Below are 20413 nucleotides of genomic sequence, written 5' to 3'. Positions count from 1 at the left end.
CGATTCTCGTGGAACTGAATCCCACGATCAATAGTACTCAGTCTCATGTGCCGCACCCGGAATGTCCGCGTGCGCACCACCCGCCCCCGCTGCTAGCTTCTCGAGCATGGAACTGGTCCGGTTCTCGGCGCCCGCACACCTCGACGATGCGGGGCCGGGGTCGGACTTCCCAGATCAGTGGCACGACCTCGTGAGCGCGCTGATCGCCGCGTCCACGGAGGTGAGCGGCCGCGGCGCGTACGTGAACCCGGTGCTGCATCCCGGGAACCGCGATCGCGAGCGGGCGATCACCTGGACGGGGCTCTCGAGGCCGCTGCTCATGGAGCATCGCGACGATCGTCGTGCCGCGTACGCGGCGGCGGAATCGCGCGAGGTGCAGATCGAGTACCTCGAGTGGCACGTCGAGAAGGTCGACGGCAGGATCGCGCGCGTCACCTTCACCACCGAGACGCCGGAGTATTGGATGCTGCTCGCCGAGGTGCACCCCGACACCGTGCTGGCTCTCTACCGGCGACTCGTCTCGCCGGCTGTCGCGGAGGAGGACCTCTTCCCCGACGGCGGCGAGTACGACCCCCGGAACCGGTGGAACACGACCGACGGCATCGTGCACTACGTCATGCCCATCAACTCGATGGGCGACCTGCTCGGCGTCTCGCAGGAGAGCGAGCCGTCGCAGCACGCCGTCGACGGCTACGACGCGCTGCCGTACTCGCGGGAGACCGGGGCCGACGCCCGCATCAACTTCGACGTCTGGGCGATGTCGCGGCAGGGGCTGTCGGTCGCCACGGCGGATCCGCCCGGGCTCTACATGATCGGCTGGGACGATTCGGGCTGGACGAAACCCGACGGCACGCCGGTCGGCGACTACTGGACGATCGAGCGCGGCGAGCCGGGTGCGGCGCTCCGGGTGACCTACGAGGTGCCGGCAGGGGAGGGGTTCCTGGTGGGCGACATCCGTATCGGCGGGCGGCCGATCGAGTTCGGCGGCCAGATCGCCGAGCACATCACCATGTCGGCGCACGTCGTGAGCGGGGGAGCAGCATGAGCGGCAAAGGAGCGCACGCGCTCGCGGGGCTCATGGCGGGCGGCGTCCCGCGGCTTTCGGGCATCGAGCTGCCCGCGCCGGAGCCCGGGCCTGTCGCACGCGCGCTCGCGGGGGACGCGTTCCCGGAGGGTGAGCCGCGGTTCGATCCGGCGACGACCGCCGACATCCAGGGCAACGTCATCCCCGGGTTCAACAAGGACCACCAGCGGTTCCTGTTCCTGCGGATCGAAGACGTCGAAGGCTCACGCGCCTGGCTCACGTGGCTCGCGCCGCGCCTCAGCAGCATGCAGGAGGTGCTCGACTTCCGTCGCGAGTTCCGGCGCGAGCGACTCCGGACGGGCGCCACCGAGCCCACGGCACCCGCCACCTGGGTCGCCTTCGCGCTCTCGGGCCCGGCCGTCGCGAAGCTCGTGGGCGATGAGGCGCTGGACGCCATGAGCGATGAGGCGTTCCGGCAGGGGCTCGCCGCGCGCTCGACCTACCTCGGTGATCCGGCCGACCCGACGAAGCCCGGACACCGGGCCCGCTGGCGGGTCGGAGGCGAGGAATCGGAGGCCGACTTCCTCGTCACGGTCGCCGCCGATTCCGCCGCGGATGCCGACGCCGAGGCATCCGTGATCCTTGCAGAAGGTGCGCGGAACGGGGTGTCGGTGCTCTTCGCGCAGGCGGGCGAGAACCTGCCGGGCGACCTCGGCGGGCACGAGCACTTCGGCTTCAAGGACGGCGTCTCGCAGCCCGGTGTGCGCGGCGCGACGGCCGACGGCGAACTGCTCGCCCCGCGCTACCTCGACCCGCGCGACCCGCACGCGCGCCTGTTCGGAAAGGCGGGTCAGCCGCTCGTCTGGCCGGGCCAGTTCGTGATCGGGATGCCTCGGCAGAACCCCGCCGATCCGCTCGTGCCCGCGGCCGACGACGGAGTGTTCCCCGGCTGGGCGCGCCTCGGCTCATATCTGGTCTGCCGGCGACTCGCGCAGGACGTTCCCGCGTTCTGGGACTTCGCGGCCGCTGCAAGCGCGCACTACGGCACCGATCCGGTGCACTTCGCCTCGCTGATGGTCGGCCGCTGGCCCAGCGGTGCGCCGGTCTCCCGCACACCGGAGAGAGACGACCTCGACCTCGCCGGCGACGAGTTCGCGAACAACCACTTCCAGTTCGACGACGACACGAAGGCGTGGGCGCCGGAGGCCGGGCTCCTGGACGGGGGCTACGGCGGTGACGGGCACGCGAAGGCACGGGCCGATGTCTTCGGCGACGTGTGCCCGATGGCGGGGCACATCCGCAAGGTCAACCCGCGTGACAGCGGCACCGACTTCGGCGCCCCCGCCGACACGATGCTGCGGCTGATGCTGCGGCGCGGCATCCCGTACGGACCTGCGCTCGCGGGCGTCACCGATCCGTCGCCGGAGCTGGTCGCCGCCGAGCGCGGGCTCATGTTCGTCGCACACATGGCGTCGATCGAGGACCAGTTCGAGTTCGTCACACGGCGGTGGGCGAACTCCGCCCTCCAGCCCAACGCCGGCGGCCACGACCCGGTCATCGGCCAGGCCGACGTCCATGGCGATCGCGACCGCTCGTTCGAGGTGCGCACGCCGTCGGGCGAGGCGAAGAGGTTCCTCCTCGACCGCGAGTGGGTGACGCCGACCGGTGGCGGCTACTTCTTCGCGCCCGCCATCTCGGCCGTGGGTGGGCACCTCGCCACGGGCGCGGAGGGACCAGGGCCGCTCCGGCCGCCCGGATAATGAGGAGGTGGAGCCGTGGGAGATGCGCGAGTGGTACGCCGACTTCCTCGACGCGTGCAACCGCCACGACCTCGATGCGATCCGGTCGTTCCTCGATCCCTCGGTGCGCCGAGCCCACCTGCCGGCGGGCGCGGACGCCTGGATCGACGACCTGGCGGACATGTTCGACGCGTTCCCGGACTGGCGGTGGCGGCGCATCCAGCTCGTCGCCGAAGACGACCGCCTCGCCGCCCACGTGCGCGGCAGCGGCACTCAGGTCGGGGCGTTCCGTGGCGTCGCGCCCACCCGCCGGCACGTCAACGTGGCCGAGTTCGCGATGTACCGGGTGGTCAGCGGGCGCATCACCGAGTACTCCGGCTCGGATGCGCGATTCGAAGTGCTGGACCAGCTGAGCGGATCGCCGGCCGGCCGCTGACGGCTTCTGGTCCCGTGTCGGCCTCGGCCGCCATAATGGCGGCGTGAGCGAGATCAAGACCCAGGCGACCGACGCGGATGTGTCGGCGTTCCTCGAGGCGGCGACGCCGCAGCGACGGCGCGACGACGGACTGGCCCTGGCGGAGATCTTCCGTGAGGTGACCGGGGCCGAGCCCGTGATGTGGGGTCCGTCGATGGTCGGCTACGGCAGCTATCGGTACGTGTCTCCGTCCGACCCCAAGCGGCAGGGCCAGTGGCCCAAGACCGCGTTCTCGCCGCGCAAGGCGCAGCTCTCGCTCTACGGGCTGAAGGACCTGCCCGACGGAGCCGAGTTGCTGCCGGAGCTCGGAGAGTACACCGAGGGTGCGGGTTGCGTGTACGTCAAGAAGCTCGACGACATCGATCTCGGCGTCCTGCGGCGGCTGATCGCCATCGCGTGGGGGCGCGGCGACGACCCGCTGCCCTAACCCGCCTGCTCGTCGAACTCGCGTCGCAGGTACTTCGGAGCCTGCACGCGCCACGCCTCGGTGACCAGCTCGGTGAGGTGATCCGCGTCGATGCCGGCCATGCGGAACGCGATCTTCGGTTCGCCCCACGGCGTGGTCGTTCGCAGGAACACGTCGGGTTCCATCTCGACCAGGGCCAGGGCGTCGATCGGGTCGGCGACCTTGACGCCGACGACGAGCTCGGACGCGATGATGGCCCGCACGTCGTCGGGGATGCTCGGCCAGGGATGGCACTCCCAGGCGTACAGCTTGTTGCGCACGAACCAGGCGGCGCCGCCCGTCGTCGCGCGCTCCTCGCTCCCGGGGAGCCCGGCCGCGGTGCCGCGCAGATCGTCGAGGGTGGCCACGCCCCGAGCCTACGGCGCACCTCCGACGCGCCTGTGGCCCCTCCGCCGTTCGGTCAGAACGTGATCAGCTGGCGCAGCTCGCCGCCCGCGGCGAGCCTGTCCATCGCCGCGTCGAGGTCGTCGAGGCCGATGCGGGACGAGACGAGCCGCTCGAGCGGGAGGCGCCCGGCCCGCCACAGCTCGACGTAGCGGGGGATGTCGCGGCTCGGCACGGCGGAGCCGAGGTAGCTGCCGACGACAGTCCGTGCTTCGGCGGTGAGCAGCAGCGGCGACACGCTCGCGCGCGCGCCGGGCGCCGGCAGCCCGACCGTCACCGTGGTGCCGCCCGGCGCGGTCAGGGCGAGGGCGGTCTCGAACGCGCGCGCGGCGCCGGCCGCCTCCACGACGACGGGGGCACGGATGCCGTGGTCCACGGCTTCCTCGGGAGTCAGCGCCCCGCTCGCCCCGCACTCCAGGGCGGCGGCGAGCTTCGAAGGCACCGTGTCTACCCCGATAACCTCGTGACCTGATGCGACGGCGACGAGGAGCGCCGCCATGCCCACACCGCCGAGCCCGACCACGACGACCCGGTCGCCGGGTGCCGGGCGACCGGCGTTGGCCACCGCGCCGCCGCCGGTGAGCACCGCGCACCCGAGCAGTGCGGCGATCTCGGCCGGCACGTCGGAGTCGACGCGCACGACCGATGCGCGACCCACCACGGCGTAGGTGGCGAAGGCCGAGACACCGAGGTGGTGGTGCACGTCCTGCCGCCCACCCTCGCGACCGCGGTGGAGACGGATGCCGCCACCGAGCAGCGTGCCCGCGGCATTGGCCGCCGAACCCGGTGTGCACGGCAGGCGCCCGTCGGTGAGGCATCCGTCGCACTCGCCGCAGCGGGGAAGGAACGTCATGACCACGCGATCGCCGACGGCGAGATCGTCGACATCGTCGCCCAGCTGCTCGACGATGCCGGCGGCCTCGTGGCCCAGCAGCATCGGCACCGGTCGCACGCGGTTGCCGTCGACGACGCTGAGGTCGGAATGGCACACGCCCGCGGCTTCGATCCGCACGAGCAGTTCGCCGGGTCCGGGTGGGTCCAGTTCGACCTCGCCCACCGTGAACGGGCGCGTCTCGGCGAACGGCGGCTCGGCGCCCGAGACCTCGAGCACTGCTCCGGTGATCCTCATGCGACCTCCTCGTCGTGCGACCGTACCCCGAATGGAGAACGCGCGCCCCCATTCGGGTGGCGCGCGTCCTCTGCGTCGGTGTCAGGCCTGCGCGGCGCGGCGGCGGAGCCGCGCGCGACGGATCCACTTCTCGAGCTCGATCAGCACCGGGACGAGCAGGGCGAGGCCGAGCGCGGTGAGCCACTCGTTGCCCGAGAGGCTGACCGTGCCGACGAGGCGCTGCATGAACGGCACCTCGACCGCGACGACCGTGAGGGCCAGCGGGATCGACAGCCACTTCACCGCGTCGATGATCGGTGCGGCGAGACCCGACTCGGGATCGCGGCGCATGACGAGTCCGCCGAAGATCGAGCCGAGCGCGCAGACCACGAACGCCATCGTGACCGGCACGTTGGGCACGGTCGAGCTGAGCAGGTCGGGGTACAGGAGCAGCGGGACGAGCGTCGTGACGAAGATCAGACCGCCGTAGACGAACCAGAGCGTCACCGCCGCCGGGTTGGCGATCGTCTTCTTGGGGTCGCGCGGCGGCTTCAGCATGATGCCGTCGGGCACCGGATCGAGGAGGATCACGATGACCGGGAAGATGGCGATGAAGAAGTTCAGGAACAGCACCATGATCGGCGTGAGCGGCACGCCGTTGTTGATGTCGAAGATGCTCGCGACGAGGAACAGCAGCACGAGCGAGAACAGCTGCGACATCTGGAACCGGACGTAGCTGACGATCTTCTCGTAGATCGACCGGCCGAGTCGCACCGCCGTCACCAGCGTGCCGAAGTTGTCGTCGACGAGGATCATCTTCCCCGCCTGCTTCGTGACGTCGCTGCCGGAGCCCATCGCGACGCCGATGTCGGCCTGCTTGAGGGCCGCGGCGTCGTTCACGGCGTCGCCGGTCATCGCGACGACCGCGCCCTCCTCCTGCATGAGGCGCGCGAGACGCAGCTTGTCCTCGGGGGTGACGCGGCCGAACATGTGCAGGCGCGGGAGCGCCTTCTTCAGCTCGTCGTCGCTCATCGCCTGGATCTCGGCACCGCTCGCCGCGCCGTCGCCGAGCCCGAGCTTCGCGCCGATCGCGGCGGCCGTGATCGCGTGGTCGCCCGTGATCATGCGGACCTCGATGCCGGCCTCGCGCGCGATGCGCACGGCCTCCTTCGAGGACGGTCGCAGCGGGTCGATGATGCCGACGAGACCGACGAACGTGAGATCGGAGACGGCCGCCATGGGGTCGTCGGCCACCGGTGCGTCGGACGCGAAGCGGCGGAACGCGAAGGCGAGGACGCGCAGGCCCTGCTCCGAGAGCGAGCGGTTCGCCTCGAGGATCGCGTCACGGCGGTCGGCGATGGGCACGACGCCCTCCATCGTCGCGACAGAGCTGCAGCGGTCGAGCACCACGTCGGGTCCGCCCTTGACGTAGCCGACGAGGGTCTCGACGCCTTCCACCGGGATCTCGTGGAACGTGCCCATGAACTTGTAGGCAGAGTCGAACGGCACCTCGGCGATGCGGGGGAACTTCGCCCGCGTGAGCTCCGCATCGGCGCCGAGCTTCGCGGCGAGCACGACGAGCGCGGCCTCCGTGGGGTCGCCGATCACCGCACCGTCATCGGACACGGTCGCGTCACTGCAGAGGGTGAGTCCGAGTGCGAGCTGGTTGAACTGGGGGACCGGCAGGCCCGCGACGTGGCGCACTTCGCCCGACTTCTCGTAGCCGGAGCCCGCGACGGTGAACCACTCGCCGCGGTAGTACAGCGATTCGACCGTCATCTCGTTCATCGTGAGCGTGCCGGTCTTGTCGGAGTTGATGGCACTCGTCGCACCGAGCGTCTCGACGTCCGTCAGGTTCTTGACGACGGCCTTGTGCTCGGCGAGCTGGCGCGAGCCGTACGAGAGCATCGCCTGCACGAAGGAGGGCATGCCGGTCGGGATCGCCGAGATCGCCATCGAGATGCCGAGCAGGATCACGGATGCGATCTCCTGGCCGCGCAGCAGCCCGGTGATGATGATGATCGCGACCGCGCCCCACGCGATCCACCCGAGCACGCCGGTGAGCGAGTCCAGCTCGCGCTGCAGCGGGGACTTGGCGGGCTTGACCGCCGAGAGCATCGACGCGATCTGACCCATCTGGGTCTGCATGCCGGTGTCGGTGATGATGACGGTGGACGTTCCGCGCGTCACCTGGGTGTTCTGGAAGACCATGTTCGTGCGGTCGCCCAGCGTGGTCTCGGCGTCGGCGAGGGTGCCGGCATCCTTCGGGATCGGCGCGCTCTCGCCGGTGAGAGCCGCCTCCTGGGTCTCGAGTGTCGCCGAGCGCACGATGCGCCCGTCGGCGGGGACGATGTCGCCGGCCTCGAGGGCGACGACGTCGCCGGGCACCAGGGTCCTGGCGTCGACCTGCAGGAGGGAGCCGTCGCGGATGACCTTCGCCTGCGGGATCTGCATCTTGGCGAGGGCGTCGACGGATGCCTTCGCCTTCATCTCCTGACGCGTGCCGAGCACGATGTTCAGCACGACGAGCGCGCCCACGAGGATGCCGACGCTCACCTGGTTGATGAAGAGGCTGATGATCGCGACGGCGACCAGCATGACGTTCATCGGATCCGCGAGCTGCTGCAGAGCGACCTGCCACGTCGACGGCGGCTTCTCGGCCGCGATCGAGTTGGGTCCGTGCTCGGCCAGCCGCTGGGCGGCGTCGGCGGCAGTCAGTCCGCGGTCGCGGTCGCTGCGCAGGGCGGCGACGACGGCATCGGGGTCCTGTGTGTACCAGGGGGCTTTGCCCGCCGTGTCCGGCGACGTGTCCACGGTGCTCATGGGTTGAACATACCGCCGCACCGAGATCGAGCGACGACGAATTCCAGCGGCGCGCCGTGGCGGTCAGTCGTCCAGTCGCTCGCGCAGTCGGCGGGCCACCTCGGCGGTCGGCATGGACCGGGGGAACACCGCGACGACCACCTGGTCGGCGGCAGGATCCGCCTCGCCGTCCGGAAGGACGCCGAAGCGCCGGCGGGCATCGTCGAGAGCCGTGCGCAGCACCGAGACCGGCACCTTCTTCGGGCCGCGGATGAGCCGGCGCAGCACGTGGTTGTGGATCGCCGTGATGAGCGCCGAGAACCCGACGGCGTCGAGCGGATCGAGGCCCGGCAGCGACGCGCGCAGGTACTCGTCGAAGAGCCGCTCGTACCGGAACACCGTCACGATCTCGCGATCGCGCAGCGCCGGCACGCCGCGCACGACCGCATAGCGTCGCCGCGCGAGCTCGGGGTCGGCCGCGAAGTGCGCGTACACGAAGACGGATGCCTCGCACACGGCCGCCCACGGATCGCGATGCGGCTGCGCCAGGAACTCGCGCAGGCGCTCGAGGAGCAGCTCGTGGTCGGTGAAGACGACGTCGTCCTTGCCGCCGAACTGCCGGAAGAAGGTGGAACGCGACACCCCGGCGGCCTGCGCGATCTGCTCGACCGAGGTCTGGTCGAACCCCTGCTCGGCGAAGAGCTCGAGCGCGGCGGCGACCACGGCAGCGCGGGAGGCGGCCTGAGCGGCGGAGGCGGCAGCGGTGTCGGACATCTCGGGGAGAGCCTAATGCGCGCACCACCGTGAGCGCGGCATACCGGCGCGCGCCACGCCCGCTTCGGGTCTCGTGCTTTCACCGGGGTCGACACAGCGGATGCGGAGGTCTTCTATAGGGCCATGACACCGATGACGCCGATCTGGAAGCAGGATGCCGAGAGCGTCGCGGGTACGCCGTTCGAGCCAGGCCGCAGACGCGACGTCGTGGTCGTCGGCGCCGGTCTGACCGGCCTGTCGACCGCGCTGCTGCTGACCCGTCAGGGCATGGACGTCGCCGTGGTGGAGGCGGACGAGGTGGGCGGCCTCGCATCGGGCGCGAACACCGGCAAGCTGACGCTGCTGCAGGGGTCCGTCCTGTCGGCGCTGCGCCGCCACCACCCGGCGAACCTTGTGCGCGCGTACGTCGAGTCCAACATCGACGGCGCGCAGTGGCTCACCAGCATCGCCGATGAGCTCCGTGTGTCGTATTCGCACCGCACTGCCTACTCCTATGCGCAGACGCCCGCGGGGGTCGCGGTCATCGAGGCCGAGCTGCACGCCGCCACCGAGGCGGGACTGCCGGTGCGGCGCGTCGAGCCCGACCTGCTCGCCCAGTCGCCGTTCGACATGGTCGACGCGGTGGCGCTCGATCGTCAGGTCGCGATCGATCCGCAGCGACTGCTCGTGGCCCTCACTCACGCGCTGCTGCGCGAGGGCGGGACGCTGCACACCGGCGTGCGCGTGACCAGGGTGCACGCCGTGCCGCGCGCGGGTGTCGAGACCGAGGCGGGATTCGTCGCCGCGGACCACGTCGTGCTTGCGACCGCGACACCCATCACCGACCGGGGGCTGTATTTCGCCAAAGTGCGGGGACTGCGCTCCTCGGGCGTCGCGTTTGCGACCGAAGGACCCCTCCTCGAGGGGCTCTACCTGGCGGTCGACGGCGAGACGAAGTCGGTGCGATCGATCACCGCGGACGACGGCCCGGCACACGCTGCGCAGCTCGTCGTCGGCGGCAACGGCTTCCCGGTGGGGCGTTCTCCGTCCCCTCTGGCCGCGGTGAACGGGCTCGTGGCGTGGACGCAGCATCACTTCCCGGCGCGGAGCCGGTGGCGTCGTGGTCGGCGCAGGACTACGAGTCGCACGACCTCATCCCCTTCGTCGGCGCGATGCCGCGCGGACTCGGGCGCATCCGGTTCGCCACCGGCTACGCGAAGTGGGGTCTCTCGAACGCGCCGGCCGCGGCGCTGCGGCTGACGGCGGAGATCACGCGGGTGCCACGGCGCGAGCGCCCGGACTGGATGAACGTGATCGCCACGCGGTTCACGGTGCCCGCCGACCTCGCTCGCGGCGGCGTGCAGAACCTGCGCATCGGGTGGGAGGCGGCATCGGGATGGATCGGCGCGCAGGCCGTGCCGACTCCCGTCCGTCGGCCGGCCGAGGGGGATGGCGTGGTCGCCAGCCGAGGCGGTCAGCCCGTGGGAATCTCCACGGTCGAGGGACGCACATGCGCGGTGAGCGCCGTCTGCACCCATCTCGGCGGCGTGCTGCGGTGGAACGACGCCGAACTGACGTGGGATTGCCCGCTGCACGCTTCGCGGTTCACGGCGGACGGCCACCGCGTCGAGGGGCCCGCGCTCCGCAACCTCGCTCGCCTGCCGCGTGTGCCGGGCGAAGAACTCGACGACGACCCCGGCGCGTCGCTGCGGTCAGAACCGGACATCGACCGGTAGTAGGCTGGGGGACTGGTCGATATCTCGACGTCGAGACGCTTTTGAGCGTCGTCCCCACCCCCATTCGCCACCTGCGAAGGAAATCACTGTGGATCTGTACGAGTACCAGGCACGAGACCTTTTCGAGAAGTACGAGGTGCCGGTGCTCGCCGGCATCGTCGCGGACACGCCGGAGGAGGTGCGTGCCGCAGCCGAGAAGATCGGCGGTGTCGTCGTCGTCAAGGCCCAGGTCAAGACCGGCGGTCGCGGCAAGGCCGGCGGCGTGAAGGTCGCGAAGACGCCCGACGAGGCCTACGAGGCCGCGAAGGCCATCCTCGGCCTCGACATCAAGGGTCACGTCGTCAAGCGCGTCATGGTCGCGCAGGGTGCCCGCATCGACAAGGAGTACTACTTCTCGGTGCTGCTGGACCGCGCCAACCGCTCGTACCTGTCGCTCGCGTCGGTCGAGGGCGGCATGGAGATCGAGGAGCTCGCGGTCGAGCGCCCCGAGGCGCTCGCGCGCATCGACGTCAACCCGGGATCGGGCATCGACAAGGCGAAGGCCGTCGAGATCGCGGAGGCCGCCGGCTTCTCGGCCGACCTGGTCGACAAGGTGAGCGACGTCTTCGTGAAGCTCTTCGACGTCTACAAGGGTGAGGACGCGACGCTCGTCGAGGTGAACCCGCTCGTGCTCACCGAAGAGGGCGACATCATCGCCCTCGACGGCAAGGTCTCGCTCGACGAGAACGCCGACTTCCGTCACGCCGGGCACGCGCTGCTCGAAGACAAGGATGCGGCCGACCCGCTCGAGGCGAAGGCCAAGGCCAACGACCTCAACTACGTCAAGCTCGACGGCGAGGTCGGCGTGATCGGCAACGGCGCGGGCCTCGTGATGTCGACGCTCGACGTCGTCGCCTACGCGGGTGAGAACCACGGCGGCGTGAAGCCCGCCAACTTCCTCGACATCGGCGGCGGCGCCTCGGCCGAGGTCATGGCCGCCGGCCTGGACGTCATCCTGGGCGACCCGCAGGTGAAGTCGGTGTTCGTCAACGTGTTCGGCGGCATCACCGCGTGCGACGCGGTCGCCAAGGGCATCGTCGGCGCGCTCGCCGAGCTCGGCTCGTCCGCCTCGAAGCCGCTGGTCGTGCGCCTCGACGGCAACAAGGTCGAGGAGGGCCGCGCGATCCTCCGCGACGCCAACCACCCGCTCGTGACCCTGGCCGAGACGATGGACGAGGGCGCCGACAAGGCCGCCGAGCTCGCCAACGCCTGAACCGCAGACATCTGACAGAGGAACCGAACAACAATGTCGATCTTTCTTGACAAGGACTCCAAGGTCATCGTCCAGGGCATCACGGGCGGCGAGGGCACCAAGCACACCGCGCTGATGCTCAAGGCCGGCACCCAGGTCGTCGGCGGCGTGAACGCCCGCAAGGCCGGCACCACCGTGCTGCACACCGACGCCGACGGCAACCCCGTCGAGCTGCCCGTCTTCGCCTCGGTGCAGGAGGCCATCGACGCCACCGGCGCCGACGTCTCGATCGCGTTCGTGCCGCCCGCGTTCACCAAGAGCGCCATGGTCGAGGCCATCGACGCCGAGATCCCGCTCCTCGTCGTGATCACCGAGGGCGTGCCCGTCGGCGACACCGCCGAGGCGTGGGCGTACGCGCAGTCGAAGGGGAACACCACCCGCATCATCGGCCCGAACTGCCCCGGCATCATCACGCCCGGCGAGTCGCTGGTCGGCATCACGCCCGCCAACATCACCGGCAAGGGCCCGATCGGCCTCGTGTCGAAGTCGGGCACCCTGACGTACCAGATGATGTACGAGCTGCGCGAGATCGGCTTCTCGACGGCCATCGGCATCGGCGGCGACCCGATCATCGGGACGACGCACATCGACGCGCTGGCGGCGTTCGAGGCCGACCCCGAGACCAAGGCGATCGTCATGATCGGCGAGATCGGCGGCGACGCCGAGGAGCGCGCGGCCGACTTCATCAAGGCGAACGTGACCAAGCCGGTCGTCGGCTACGTCGCGGGCTTCACCGCCCCTGAGGGCAAGACCATGGGCCACGCCGGCGCCATCGTCTCCGGCTCGGCGGGTACCGCGCAGGCGAAGAAGGAGGCCCTCGAGGCCGCCGGCGTCAAGGTCGGCAAGACGCCGTCCGAGACCGCAGCCCTCATGCGCGAGATCATCGAGAGCCTGTAAAAAGCCTTCAACAAGGGACGGATGCCGCAGCATAGTGCTGCAGCATCCGTCCCTCGTCGTTTCAGTCGGCGACGGAACCGCCGAATCGGGCGACCTGACCCGCGCGGTCGGCGTCTTCGCTGGCGAGGACGCCGCCGTTCGCGACGAAGTCGGCGGCGACCTCCTCGAACATGATGCGGACGTCCTGACGGCGGGCGCCGAGTGCCTCGACGGCGGCATCGGTCACCAATTCGGCGAAGCGGCGTCGCTGGTCGACGGTGCGTCCGGGGAGGAGTTCGACTCTGAGGTTGGGCATGAGTCGACCATAGGGGTCGCGCGACCCGACCTGTGGCGCCGCGGCTTTACGCTGGGGGGATGCCGCTGACCGGAGAGTACAAGCCGTCCACGTCCGATTGGGCCCGCACGCAGGCCGAGGCGTTCGAAGCGTCGAACGGCGAGAAGGCGAACACCCTGCGCGGCGTGCCGATCATCGTGCTGACCACGGTCGGCGCCAAGTCCGGGGCCTTGCGCAAGACCGCGCTCATGCGCGTCGAGCACGACGGGCGCTACGCCGTCGTCGCGTCCAAGGGCGGCGCACCCGACGAGCCCAAGTGGGCCGAGAACATGCGCCGGCAGCCCCACGTCGAGCTGCAGGACGCCGACGCGAAGCAGGACTACACCGCCCGGGAGCTGGCCGACGACGAGCGTGTCGAATGGTGGGCGCGTGCCGCGGCGGTCTGGCCCGACTACGACAACTATCAGAAGCGCACCGACCGGCAGATCGCGATCTTCGTGCTCGAGCCGCACGAGGACTGATCTCGGGAAACTGAGGCGTTCCTGAGCGATCCGGGCGCGGCGCGCTCCTAGACTCGGCCCCGTCAGGGGGTGGCCGTGACAGAGGACGCACGCGTCGGATCCGCCGCGCGCCGGTGGGAGATCGCGCTCGCCTGCGCGGCCGCTGCCCTCGTGCTGGCGGCCGTCTCCGCCGCCGCCCTCGTGGCGGTGCCGCCGACGATCGCGAACCTCTCGAGCGAGGTCTCCGACGGGAGCGACCCGACCGACCTCGGCGACGCCTCGGTCATCGTCCCCGCCGACTGGGTGGTGACGCGCGACTCGGAGGACGCGATCACGGTGCGCACGCCCGACGGCGCGCTGCGCGCGAGCCTCGAATCGGTCGACGAGAAGCCCGGCGACGTCGTCGCCGCCACGGCGGGCCCCCTTCGTTCGGAGCTGCTCGCCTCCGGTCTCACCGCGGTGCACGTCGACCTCGACGACGGCGGCGTCGTCGCGGGGGTGGGCGAACCGGATGCTGCGCCCAGCGTGCGCGTCACGGTGCAGGTCTCGCCGGCCGACGGCGATGAACCGGCGGCGTACCGGTCCGCCATCGGCGACCTGCTGGAAGGCATCCGGCGATGAGGGCGCGGTGGATGGTGGCCGCCCTCGCCGCGGCGGTCCTCGCGCTGTCGGCGTGCGCGCCGGCGTCGCGCGGGGGCTGGGATCCCCCGGCGTGGGCGCCTGAGGTCGTTCACGCGACGGATCCAGTCCCCGAGATCTCCGCCGCCGCGGACGGACCGCTGGGCGCGGGCATCGTCCCCTTGCGCGTGCGCAACGACGCTGTCGGCCTCCAGGCCCGCGTCGCCCTCCTGCCGGCCGGCGCCACCACCGACGCGTTCAACGCCCAGGTCGAGCAGTTCGTCCGCGGCGCGATCGCGGACCGCGTGGTCGCCTCGGGGACCGCATTCGTGCCGACGCCTTCGTCCGTCGGGTCCGGCCTCGCGGATCGGCGCTGCGCCTCCGAGAGCACGCGGCGCCCGGCCGCAGAGCTGCTCGCCGATCCCGCGTTCGGGCCGGTGGGCGGGGCGGGGACGGCCGTCGTGTGCGGCATCGTCGCCGCCGGCGGGACGATCGTGGGCGAGCGCGTCCGGGTGCTCAGCGGAGACGCGGCCGGCGTCCACTCCGACACGGCGACGACGCTGTACACCGATGTCGCGACCGGTGAGACGGCGACGGCCGACGGGCTGTGGGCCGAGGGCGCGGCCGGTGCACTCGGCGCGCACATCGTCGAGGCGCTCCGGCGCGACGCGGGCGCGCTCAGCCACCGGCCGGTCGTCGTCGGCGATGAGACCCAGATCGCGGCCATCCAGGCTGCACTGGGCACGACCGTGCCGTCCGACGAAGGCCTCGTGATCACCCTCGCACCGGGCTTCACCGCACCCGACCTGGCCGGGCTCGGCGCGCCGCCGACGACCGAGCCCACCGAGTTCGCCATTCCGGCCGAGGTGGCGGCCGACCTGGTCTCGCCGCTCGGCGCGCGCGTGCTGGCCTCCTCCGGCCAGCTCTACACCGGACCCGTCGCGGCCCCCGCGGGAACCCGCGCCGTCGACTGCGACCTCGTGCCCTGCGTCGCACTCACCTACGACGACGGTCCGTCGTCGTACACGCCCGGCATCCTCGACGAACTGGCGGCTCGCGACGCCGCGGCGACGTTCTTCGCACTGGGCCAGAACGCGCAGGGCTACGCCGAGACGCTCGCCCGCATGACGAGGGAGGGGCACGAGGTCGAGGGTCATACGTGGAACCACCCGCATCTGCCCCAGCTGACGGACGCGCAGGTCACCGCCCAGGTCGTCGACTCCACGCAGGCGCTCGAAGCGGTGTCCGGCCAGGACATCACCGTGTTCCGTCCGCCGTACGGCGAGTTCACGCCGCGGGTGCTCGCCGCTGCGGGCATGCCGGCGATCCTCTGGGACATCGACACCAACGACTGGCAAGGCCCGGCTGACGACGTGCTCATCGCGCGCGCCGTCGAACAGCCGCGCGCGGGGTCGATCGTCCTGCTGCACGACGTCCACGCGGTCACGGCGCGCACCGCGGGCGCGGTCCTTGACGGGCTCCTCGATCGGGGGTTCCAGCTCGTCACCGTGCGGCAGCTGTTCGGCGGGGAGCTGCCCACTTCGGGCTCCTGGCGTCGCGCCCCCTGAGCGCCCCGCACCCACCGCCGCGTGGGATACTTCCGCGGTGACCGACATCGAGCTCGCCCGCATCGCCGGCGGAACGGTCACCCTGCACGACGCCCGCCGCAAGGCGCGCTGGAGCGTCGAGCTCGAACCCTACGAGATCGGGGTGTACGCCGTCACCCAGGAGCAGCTCGCGGAGCTGCTGGGCGAGCCGGCGTCGCACCCGCGCCGCCCCGCGACCGACGTCAGCTGGCTGCGCGCGATCCGGTTCTGCAACGCGGCGTCGGAGTGGGAGGGACTCGATCCCGCGTACTCGTTCGACGGCGAGGACGTCACATGGCACGTCGACGCCGACGGCTTCCGCCTTCCCACCGAGGCCGAGTGGGAGCACGCCTGCCGCGCCGGCTCCACGGGCCCGCACTACGGCCTCCTCGCCGAGGTCGCGTGGACGAGCGCCGACGGCGTCAGCGCCCCGCAGAACGTCGGCGGCAGGCTGCCCAACCTCAACGGCCTGTTCGACACCCTCGGCAACGTGTGGGAGTGGACCTGGGACCTGCTCGACCCCGCCCGCTACGCCGACTACCGCGTGTTCCGCGGCGGCGGCTTCGCCGACGACTCGTGGAGCGTCCGCGCCTCGACCCGCCGCGGCGGCGCCCCGCGAATGCACCACGACGACGTCGGCTTCCGCGTTGCACGAGGCGGCTTCGACGGCACGGATGCCGCGCAGGGATGGTCGGCCCGCGCCGACGCCGAGCGCGCCGCCTACGACGGCCCGACACCGCCCGGCTGGACCCCGCTGCGCTGAAAGGCAGAAGCGGATGCCTCGGGTCGAGGCATCCGCTTCCGTCCGTGGTCTGACGGCTCAGCCGAGCAGGGTCTCCAGCGGTCCGCGTGCGAAGTAGAGCACGAAGCCGGCGGCGACGATCCACAGCAGCGGGCTGATCTCGCGAGCCTTGCCCGACAGCGACCGGACGACGACCCAGGAGATGAAGCCCGCGCCGATGCCGTTCGCGATCGAGTACGTGAGCGGCATGACGGTGACCGCGAGGAACACCGGGAGCAGGATCGAGAAGTCCGAGAAGTCGATGAAGCGGATCTGCGACATCATCAGTGCACCGACGATGACCAGGGCCGATGCCGCGACCTCGGTGGGCACGATCGACACGAGCGGCGTGAAGAACATGGCGACGAGGAAGAGGCCGCCGGTCACGACGTTCGCGAGGCCCGTGCGAGCGCCCTCGCCGATGCCCGCGCCCGACTCGATGAACACCGTGTTCGACGAGCTGGACGTGAAACCGCCCGCGACGGCGCCGACGCCCTCGACGATGAGCGCCGACTTGATGCGGGGGAAGTCGCCCTTCTCGTTCGCGAGGCCGGCCTCCTTGGACAGACCGGTCATGGTGCCCATGGCGTCGAAGAAGTTCGTGAAGACGAGCGTGAAGACGAGCATCAGCGCGGCGAGCACGCCGATGCGCTCGAACGAGCCGAACGACACCTGGCCGACGAGCGACAGGTCGGGCACGCTCACGAGCGACGACGGCAGCTCGGGGACCGACAGGCCCCATCCGCCGGGGTTGACGTCGTCGCCGGAGAACTTCGGGCCGATGTTCCAGATCGCCTCGACGATCACCGCGACGACCGTTCCGGTCACGAGGCCGATGAGGATGCCGCCCTTGACCTTGCGGGCGACCAGGATGCCGGTCAGCAGCAGGGTGAAGACGAAGATCAGCGTCGGCACCGTCGCGACCGAGCCGTTGACGCCCAGTCCCACCGGGGGCGAGGACGCGCCGGTCGCCGTGACGAAGCCGGCGTCGACGAAGCCGATGAACGCGATGAAGAGGCCGATACCCACCGTGATGGCGAGCTTCAGCTGGATCGGCACGGCGTCGAAGATCATGCGCCGCAGGCCCGTCGCCGCGAGGAGCACGATGATCAGACCGTTGATGACGACGAGACCCATCGCCTCGGGCCACGTCACCTGCCCGACGACCGAGACGGCGAGGAACGAGTTGATTCCCAGGCCCGCCGCGAACGCGAACGGCAGGCGGGTCACCAGACCGAACAGCAGCGTCATCACACCGGCGGTGAGCGCCGTGGTCGCGGCGACCTGCGTGAACCCGAGGGTGTCACCGGCGACATCGGTGCCGCTGGACAGGATGATCGGGTTCAGGATGACGATGTACGCCATCGTCACGAACGTGACGACACCGCCGCGGATCTCGGCGGGGATCGTCGATCCGCGCTTGGTGATCTCGAAGAACCTGTCGAAGCCGTTCTTCGGCTCCGGGGTCTCGGTGTTCTCGGTCTCGGGGGCGTTGGGCGCCGTGGACTCGGCTGTGCTCATGTGGGGGGACCTCCGAGGGGAAACGTTAGTCGCTCCTGCCCCAACCTGAGGATTCGCTGGACGGATGCCTCGGCCCCGCGCGCGGGCGCCCCGGCCGGGGCGGTGCGCCGAAGTAGGGTCGATGGCGCATGCATCGCCTCATCGTCGCCCTTCTCGCCTCCGTCGACGCCGTCATCGCGGCGGCCGTCGGCCTTGCCGTGACCCTCGCTCCGCTCACCCTCCTGTGGGTGTTCGGGTTCGGCGGCGGCGCGGACTGGGGCGCGCTGTGGCCGTCGGCGGTGTCGGTGTGGCAGCTCGGCAACCTCGTGCCGCTCAGCATCACACTGCCGCCCGACTACCTCGCCGCGACGGGGATCGATGCGGGCGCGGCATCCTTCGTCCTCTCGCTCGCCCCGCTGGCCTTCGCCGGGTTCACGGCCGTCTTCGCCGCCCGCTCCGGTGCGCGCGCCTCGCACGCCGACGCGTGGCTCACGGGCGTGCTCACCTCGAGCGCCGTGTTCGCGCTCCTGACCACCGGCGCCGCGCTGACCGGCGCCAACGACGTCGCTCGCGCCGAGACGTGGCAGGCGATCCTCGTGCCGACGCTCGTGTTCGCCCTGCCCGCCCTGGTCGCTGCGGTCGTGACGGAGTGGTCCGAGGCGGGGTCCGGCGCGATCGCGCGCCTGCGCGACCGCGTCGAGGCGGCGCCGCACGGCTGGGGAGAGGTGCCCGCGCTCGTCGCGCGCGGGACCGCCGTCGTCGTGGTCGGGCTCGTCGGCATCGGTGCCGCGGTGGCTGCCGTCGCGCTGTTCGCCCGCGCAGGGCAGATCGTCGCGCTGTTCCAGGCGGGCGACGTCGACCCCATCGGCGCCACGGTCATCACGCTCGTCCAGCTCGCCTACGTGCCGACGCTCGCGGTGTGGGGGATGAGCTTCGTCGCCGGCCCCGGTTTCGCCGTCGGCACGGGCACGGCGGTCTCGCCGGCCGGAACCCAGGTCGGCGTCATCCCCGGGCTTCCGGCGCTCGGTGCCGTCCCCGAATCGACGACCTCGTGGCTGCTGCTGCTCGCCCTGCTGCCGATCGCCTTGGGCGCGCTCGCCGGGTGGATCGCGCGATCGCGGCTCCTGCACGCCCGTGGATCTTTCCGCGAGCGGTCCCCACACCCCCTCCACGCGGCGCTGGCGCGCCGCGCGGAGCCTCCGGGTGCGTGGGCCCAGCTGCAGCCCGCGCCCGCGGCCGGCCCGGCGTCGTCGCGGTTCGACGCGGGGAAGACCGCGGCGCTCAGCGGACTGCTGTCGGGGGCCCCCTCGGAGGAGCCCGGCGCCGACGCGCCTCTCGACGAGGATGTCGACTCGCCGGAGGATCCGATCGCGGCGCGTCTCGTCGTGACCGCGGGCATCGCGCTGCTCTCGGGCGGCGCCGCGGCCCTGCTGGCCTGGGCGGCGTCGGGGTCCCTCGGACCGGGGCGACTGGCCGAGTTCGGACCGGATGCCGGGCCCGTCGCGCTGGCGGTCGGCCTCGAAGTGCTGCTCGGCGCGGCGATCCTGCTGCTGTCGCCGCGTTCGGCGGGGGGCGGGAACTCGGCCGCGCAGGACTCCGCGCCCGCGACGGCCGGGGTCGAGCCGGCGGCGGACGACGAGCCGCACCCCGAACCGCCGGAGGCTGCGGCCTTCGCCGCGGTCGCGGCGTTCACGGCCCGACGATCGGGCGCGGTGCCCGCCGAGGACGCCGAGGAGCGGCATCCGTCCCCTCCCGTGCGCGGAGCGCGCCCGGCACCGCTGCCGGACGCCGGCGGTGGCGTCACATCGGACGCGACGACCGAGCCGATCGAACTCCCGCGGCTAGACTGATGCGGTGCTGACGGTCGCTGTTCTCATCTCGGGCACAGGCTCCAACCTGCGCGCTCTGCTCGACGCGGCGGCCGATCCCGAGTTCCCGGCCCGCATCGTCGTCGTCGGTGCCGATCGCGAGGCCGACGGGTTCGCGCACGCCGAGGAGTACGGCATCCCCACGTTCATGGTGCCGTTCGCGCAGTTCGCGAGCCGCGAGGAGTGGGGTGCCGAGCTCGCCACCCAGCTCGACGTCTGGCAGCCCGACCTCGTCGTCTTGAGCGGTCTCATGCGCCTGCTGCCGGCGGACCTCGTCGACGCGTGGTCGCCGCGCATCATCAACACCCACCCGGCGTACCTGCCGGAGTTCCCCGGTGCGCACGGCGTGCGCGACGCGCTCGCCGCCGACGTCGCGCAGACCGGGGCCAGCGTCATCATCGTCGACAACGGGGTCGACTCGGGGCCGATCCTCGCCCAGGAGCGCGTGCCCGTGCTCCCGGACGATGACGAGCACGCCCTGCACGAGCGCATCAAGCCCGTCGAACGCCGCCTCCTGATCGACGTGGTGCGCCGCGTCGCGACCGGCGACCTCGACCTCGCGGCGGTGTCCGCGAGCGCCCAGCTCTGACCCCCACCCCACCGAGGAGACC

Annotated in this window: 20 protein-coding genes; 14 read left to right on the top strand and 6 right to left on the bottom strand. The window is 71.4% G+C overall.

The window, feature by feature from the left end:
• The first annotated feature begins 106 nt into the window (after window positions 1-106).
• The 4 genes from ACFC1K_RS09600 to ACFC1K_RS09585 are packed head-to-tail and all read left to right on the top strand — an operon-like array spanning window position 107 to window position 3665.
• Window positions 107-1045 (top strand): hypothetical protein, encoded by a 939-nt coding sequence (locus ACFC1K_RS09600; RefSeq protein WP_375871425.1) that lies wholly within the window; start codon window positions 107-109, stop codon window positions 1043-1045.
• Complete coding sequence (locus ACFC1K_RS09595) at window positions 1042-2784, top strand: Dyp-type peroxidase (RefSeq protein WP_375871424.1); 1743 nt, start codon at window positions 1042-1044, stop codon at window positions 2782-2784. Before ACFC1K_RS09600 ends, ACFC1K_RS09595 begins: the two co-directional genes overlap by 4 nt.
• Before the next feature lie 7 nt (window positions 2785-2791).
• Complete coding sequence (locus ACFC1K_RS09590; protein WP_375871423.1) at window positions 2792-3199, top strand: ester cyclase; 408 nt, start codon at window positions 2792-2794, stop codon at window positions 3197-3199.
• A gap of 43 nt (window positions 3200-3242) precedes the next feature.
• Window positions 3243-3665 carry a DUF1801 domain-containing protein gene (locus ACFC1K_RS09585; RefSeq protein WP_310288954.1) on the top strand — a complete coding sequence of 141 codons (423 nt, stop codon included), beginning with the start codon at window positions 3243-3245 and terminating at the stop codon, window positions 3663-3665.
• Here ACFC1K_RS09585 and ACFC1K_RS09580 read toward each other — a convergent pair.
• The 4 genes from ACFC1K_RS09580 to ACFC1K_RS09565 all read right to left on the bottom strand — a co-directional run bounded on the left by ACFC1K_RS09580 (window position 3662) and on the right by ACFC1K_RS09565 (window position 8772).
• Window positions 3662-4051 carry an MmcQ/YjbR family DNA-binding protein gene (locus tag ACFC1K_RS09580; protein WP_310288955.1) on the bottom strand — a complete coding sequence of 130 codons (390 nt, stop codon included), beginning with the start codon at window positions 4049-4051 and terminating at the stop codon, window positions 3662-3664. The two genes, ACFC1K_RS09585 and ACFC1K_RS09580, sit on opposite strands and share 4 nt — an antisense overlap.
• Window positions 4052-4104: 53 nt before the next feature.
• Entirely contained in the window at window positions 4105-5217 is a 1113-nt protein-coding gene (locus ACFC1K_RS09575) for an alcohol dehydrogenase catalytic domain-containing protein (protein WP_375871422.1), read from the bottom strand.
• Between the two features lie 81 nt (window positions 5218-5298).
• The gene (locus ACFC1K_RS09570) at window positions 5299-8019 is read right to left on the bottom strand and encodes a cation-translocating P-type ATPase (RefSeq protein WP_310288959.1); all 2721 of its coding nucleotides are present in this window, start codon (window positions 8017-8019) and stop codon (window positions 5299-5301) included.
• A gap of 63 nt (window positions 8020-8082) precedes the next feature.
• Window positions 8083-8772: a TetR family transcriptional regulator gene (locus ACFC1K_RS09565; protein ID WP_311292706.1), complete on the bottom strand. Its 690-nt coding sequence runs from the start codon at window positions 8770-8772 to the stop codon at window positions 8083-8085.
• 123 nt (window positions 8773-8895) lie between these two features.
• Between ACFC1K_RS09565 and ACFC1K_RS09560 the strand changes: the two genes are divergently transcribed.
• The 4 genes from ACFC1K_RS09560 to sucD all read left to right on the top strand — a co-directional run bounded on the left by ACFC1K_RS09560 (window position 8896) and on the right by sucD (window position 12675).
• On the top strand, window positions 8896-10011 hold the full coding sequence (locus ACFC1K_RS09560; protein WP_375871421.1) for an NAD(P)/FAD-dependent oxidoreductase: 1116 nt from the start codon (window positions 8896-8898) through the stop codon (window positions 10009-10011).
• Window positions 9924-10487, top strand: a complete 564-nt coding sequence (locus ACFC1K_RS09555) for a Rieske 2Fe-2S domain-containing protein (protein WP_375871420.1) — start codon at window positions 9924-9926, stop codon at window positions 10485-10487. Before ACFC1K_RS09560 ends, ACFC1K_RS09555 begins: the two co-directional genes overlap by 88 nt.
• A gap of 88 nt (window positions 10488-10575) precedes the next feature.
• Window positions 10576-11739 carry an ADP-forming succinate--CoA ligase subunit beta gene (gene sucC / locus ACFC1K_RS09550; protein ID WP_310288966.1) on the top strand — a complete coding sequence of 388 codons (1164 nt, stop codon included), beginning with the start codon at window positions 10576-10578 and terminating at the stop codon, window positions 11737-11739.
• 33 nt (window positions 11740-11772) lie between these two features.
• Complete coding sequence (gene sucD, locus ACFC1K_RS09545; RefSeq protein WP_375871419.1) at window positions 11773-12675, top strand: succinate--CoA ligase subunit alpha; 903 nt, start codon at window positions 11773-11775, stop codon at window positions 12673-12675.
• Window positions 12676-12736: 61 nt separating this feature from the next.
• Here sucD and ACFC1K_RS09540 read toward each other — a convergent pair whose 3' ends face one another.
• Window positions 12737-12970, bottom strand: a complete 234-nt coding sequence (locus tag ACFC1K_RS09540) for a tautomerase family protein (RefSeq protein WP_310288970.1) — start codon at window positions 12968-12970, stop codon at window positions 12737-12739.
• A gap of 59 nt (window positions 12971-13029) precedes the next feature.
• Here ACFC1K_RS09540 and ACFC1K_RS09535 point away from each other — a divergent pair, with 59 nt between their 5' ends.
• From ACFC1K_RS09535 to ACFC1K_RS09520, 4 genes are all read left to right on the top strand, one after another.
• Complete coding sequence (locus tag ACFC1K_RS09535; RefSeq protein ID WP_310288973.1) at window positions 13030-13470, top strand: nitroreductase family deazaflavin-dependent oxidoreductase; 441 nt, start codon at window positions 13030-13032, stop codon at window positions 13468-13470.
• A gap of 75 nt (window positions 13471-13545) precedes the next feature.
• Window positions 13546-14070 (top strand): hypothetical protein, encoded by a 525-nt coding sequence (locus tag ACFC1K_RS09530; protein WP_375871418.1) that lies wholly within the window; start codon window positions 13546-13548, stop codon window positions 14068-14070.
• The gene (locus tag ACFC1K_RS09525; protein WP_375871417.1) at window positions 14067-15635 is read left to right on the top strand and encodes a polysaccharide deacetylase family protein; all 1569 of its coding nucleotides are present in this window, start codon (window positions 14067-14069) and stop codon (window positions 15633-15635) included. The genes ACFC1K_RS09530 and ACFC1K_RS09525 overlap by 4 nt, the downstream gene beginning before the upstream one ends.
• 37 nt (window positions 15636-15672) lie before the next feature.
• The gene (locus tag ACFC1K_RS09520) at window positions 15673-16416 is read left to right on the top strand and encodes an SUMF1/EgtB/PvdO family nonheme iron enzyme (RefSeq protein ID WP_310288977.1); all 744 of its coding nucleotides are present in this window, start codon (window positions 15673-15675) and stop codon (window positions 16414-16416) included.
• 57 nt (window positions 16417-16473) lie between these two features.
• On the opposite strand, the gene ACFC1K_RS09515 is transcribed toward ACFC1K_RS09520, so the two are convergent.
• On the bottom strand, window positions 16474-17955 hold the full coding sequence (locus tag ACFC1K_RS09515) for an NCS2 family permease (RefSeq protein WP_310288979.1): 1482 nt from the start codon (window positions 17953-17955) through the stop codon (window positions 16474-16476).
• 128 nt (window positions 17956-18083) lie between these two features.
• On the opposite strand from ACFC1K_RS09515, the gene ACFC1K_RS09510 reads away from it, so the two are divergent.
• Together ACFC1K_RS09510 and purN are read left to right on the top strand one after the other, a co-directional pair.
• On the top strand, window positions 18084-19784 hold the full coding sequence (locus tag ACFC1K_RS09510) for a DUF6350 family protein (protein WP_375871416.1): 1701 nt from the start codon (window positions 18084-18086) through the stop codon (window positions 19782-19784).
• A 4-nt stretch (window positions 19785-19788) separates the two neighbouring features.
• Window positions 19789-20391 carry a phosphoribosylglycinamide formyltransferase gene (gene purN, locus ACFC1K_RS09505; RefSeq protein ID WP_375871415.1) on the top strand — a complete coding sequence of 201 codons (603 nt, stop codon included), beginning with the start codon at window positions 19789-19791 and terminating at the stop codon, window positions 20389-20391.
• Window positions 20392-20413: the final 22 nt, after the last annotated feature.

This window comes from Microbacterium sp. NPDC056057, assembly GCF_042266945.1.
Lineage (GTDB): Bacteria > Actinomycetota > Actinomycetes > Actinomycetales > Microbacteriaceae > Microbacterium > Microbacterium trichothecenolyticum_C.
This window is presented reverse-complemented; position numbering and strand designations above follow the sequence as displayed.

Coding starts and splice junctions, on each gene's coding strand:
- ACFC1K_RS09560 (WP_375871421.1), top strand. CDS start 8,896: ATGACACCGATGACGCCGATCTGGAAGCAGGATGCCGAGAGCGTCGCG.
- ACFC1K_RS09515 (WP_310288979.1), bottom strand. CDS start 17,955: ATGAGCACAGCCGAGTCCACGGCGCCCAACGCCCCCGAGACCGAGAAC.
- ACFC1K_RS09540 (WP_310288970.1), bottom strand. CDS start 12,970: ATGCCCAACCTCAGAGTCGAACTCCTCCCCGGACGCACCGTCGACCAG.
- ACFC1K_RS09555 (WP_375871420.1), top strand. CDS start 9,924: ATGCCGCGCGGACTCGGGCGCATCCGGTTCGCCACCGGCTACGCGAAG.
- ACFC1K_RS09535 (WP_310288973.1), top strand. CDS start 13,030: ATGCCGCTGACCGGAGAGTACAAGCCGTCCACGTCCGATTGGGCCCGC.
- sucD (WP_375871419.1), top strand. CDS start 11,773: ATGTCGATCTTTCTTGACAAGGACTCCAAGGTCATCGTCCAGGGCATC.
- ACFC1K_RS09510 (WP_375871416.1), top strand. CDS start 18,084: ATGCATCGCCTCATCGTCGCCCTTCTCGCCTCCGTCGACGCCGTCATC.
- ACFC1K_RS09575 (WP_375871422.1), bottom strand. CDS start 5,217: ATGAGGATCACCGGAGCAGTGCTCGAGGTCTCGGGCGCCGAGCCGCCG.
- ACFC1K_RS09565 (WP_311292706.1), bottom strand. CDS start 8,772: ATGTCCGACACCGCTGCCGCCTCCGCCGCTCAGGCCGCCTCCCGCGCT.
- ACFC1K_RS09595 (WP_375871424.1), top strand. CDS start 1,042: ATGAGCGGCAAAGGAGCGCACGCGCTCGCGGGGCTCATGGCGGGCGGC.
- ACFC1K_RS09570 (WP_310288959.1), bottom strand. CDS start 8,019: ATGAGCACCGTGGACACGTCGCCGGACACGGCGGGCAAAGCCCCCTGG.
- ACFC1K_RS09600 (WP_375871425.1), top strand. CDS start 107: ATGGAACTGGTCCGGTTCTCGGCGCCCGCACACCTCGACGATGCGGGG.
- ACFC1K_RS09525 (WP_375871417.1), top strand. CDS start 14,067: ATGAGGGCGCGGTGGATGGTGGCCGCCCTCGCCGCGGCGGTCCTCGCG.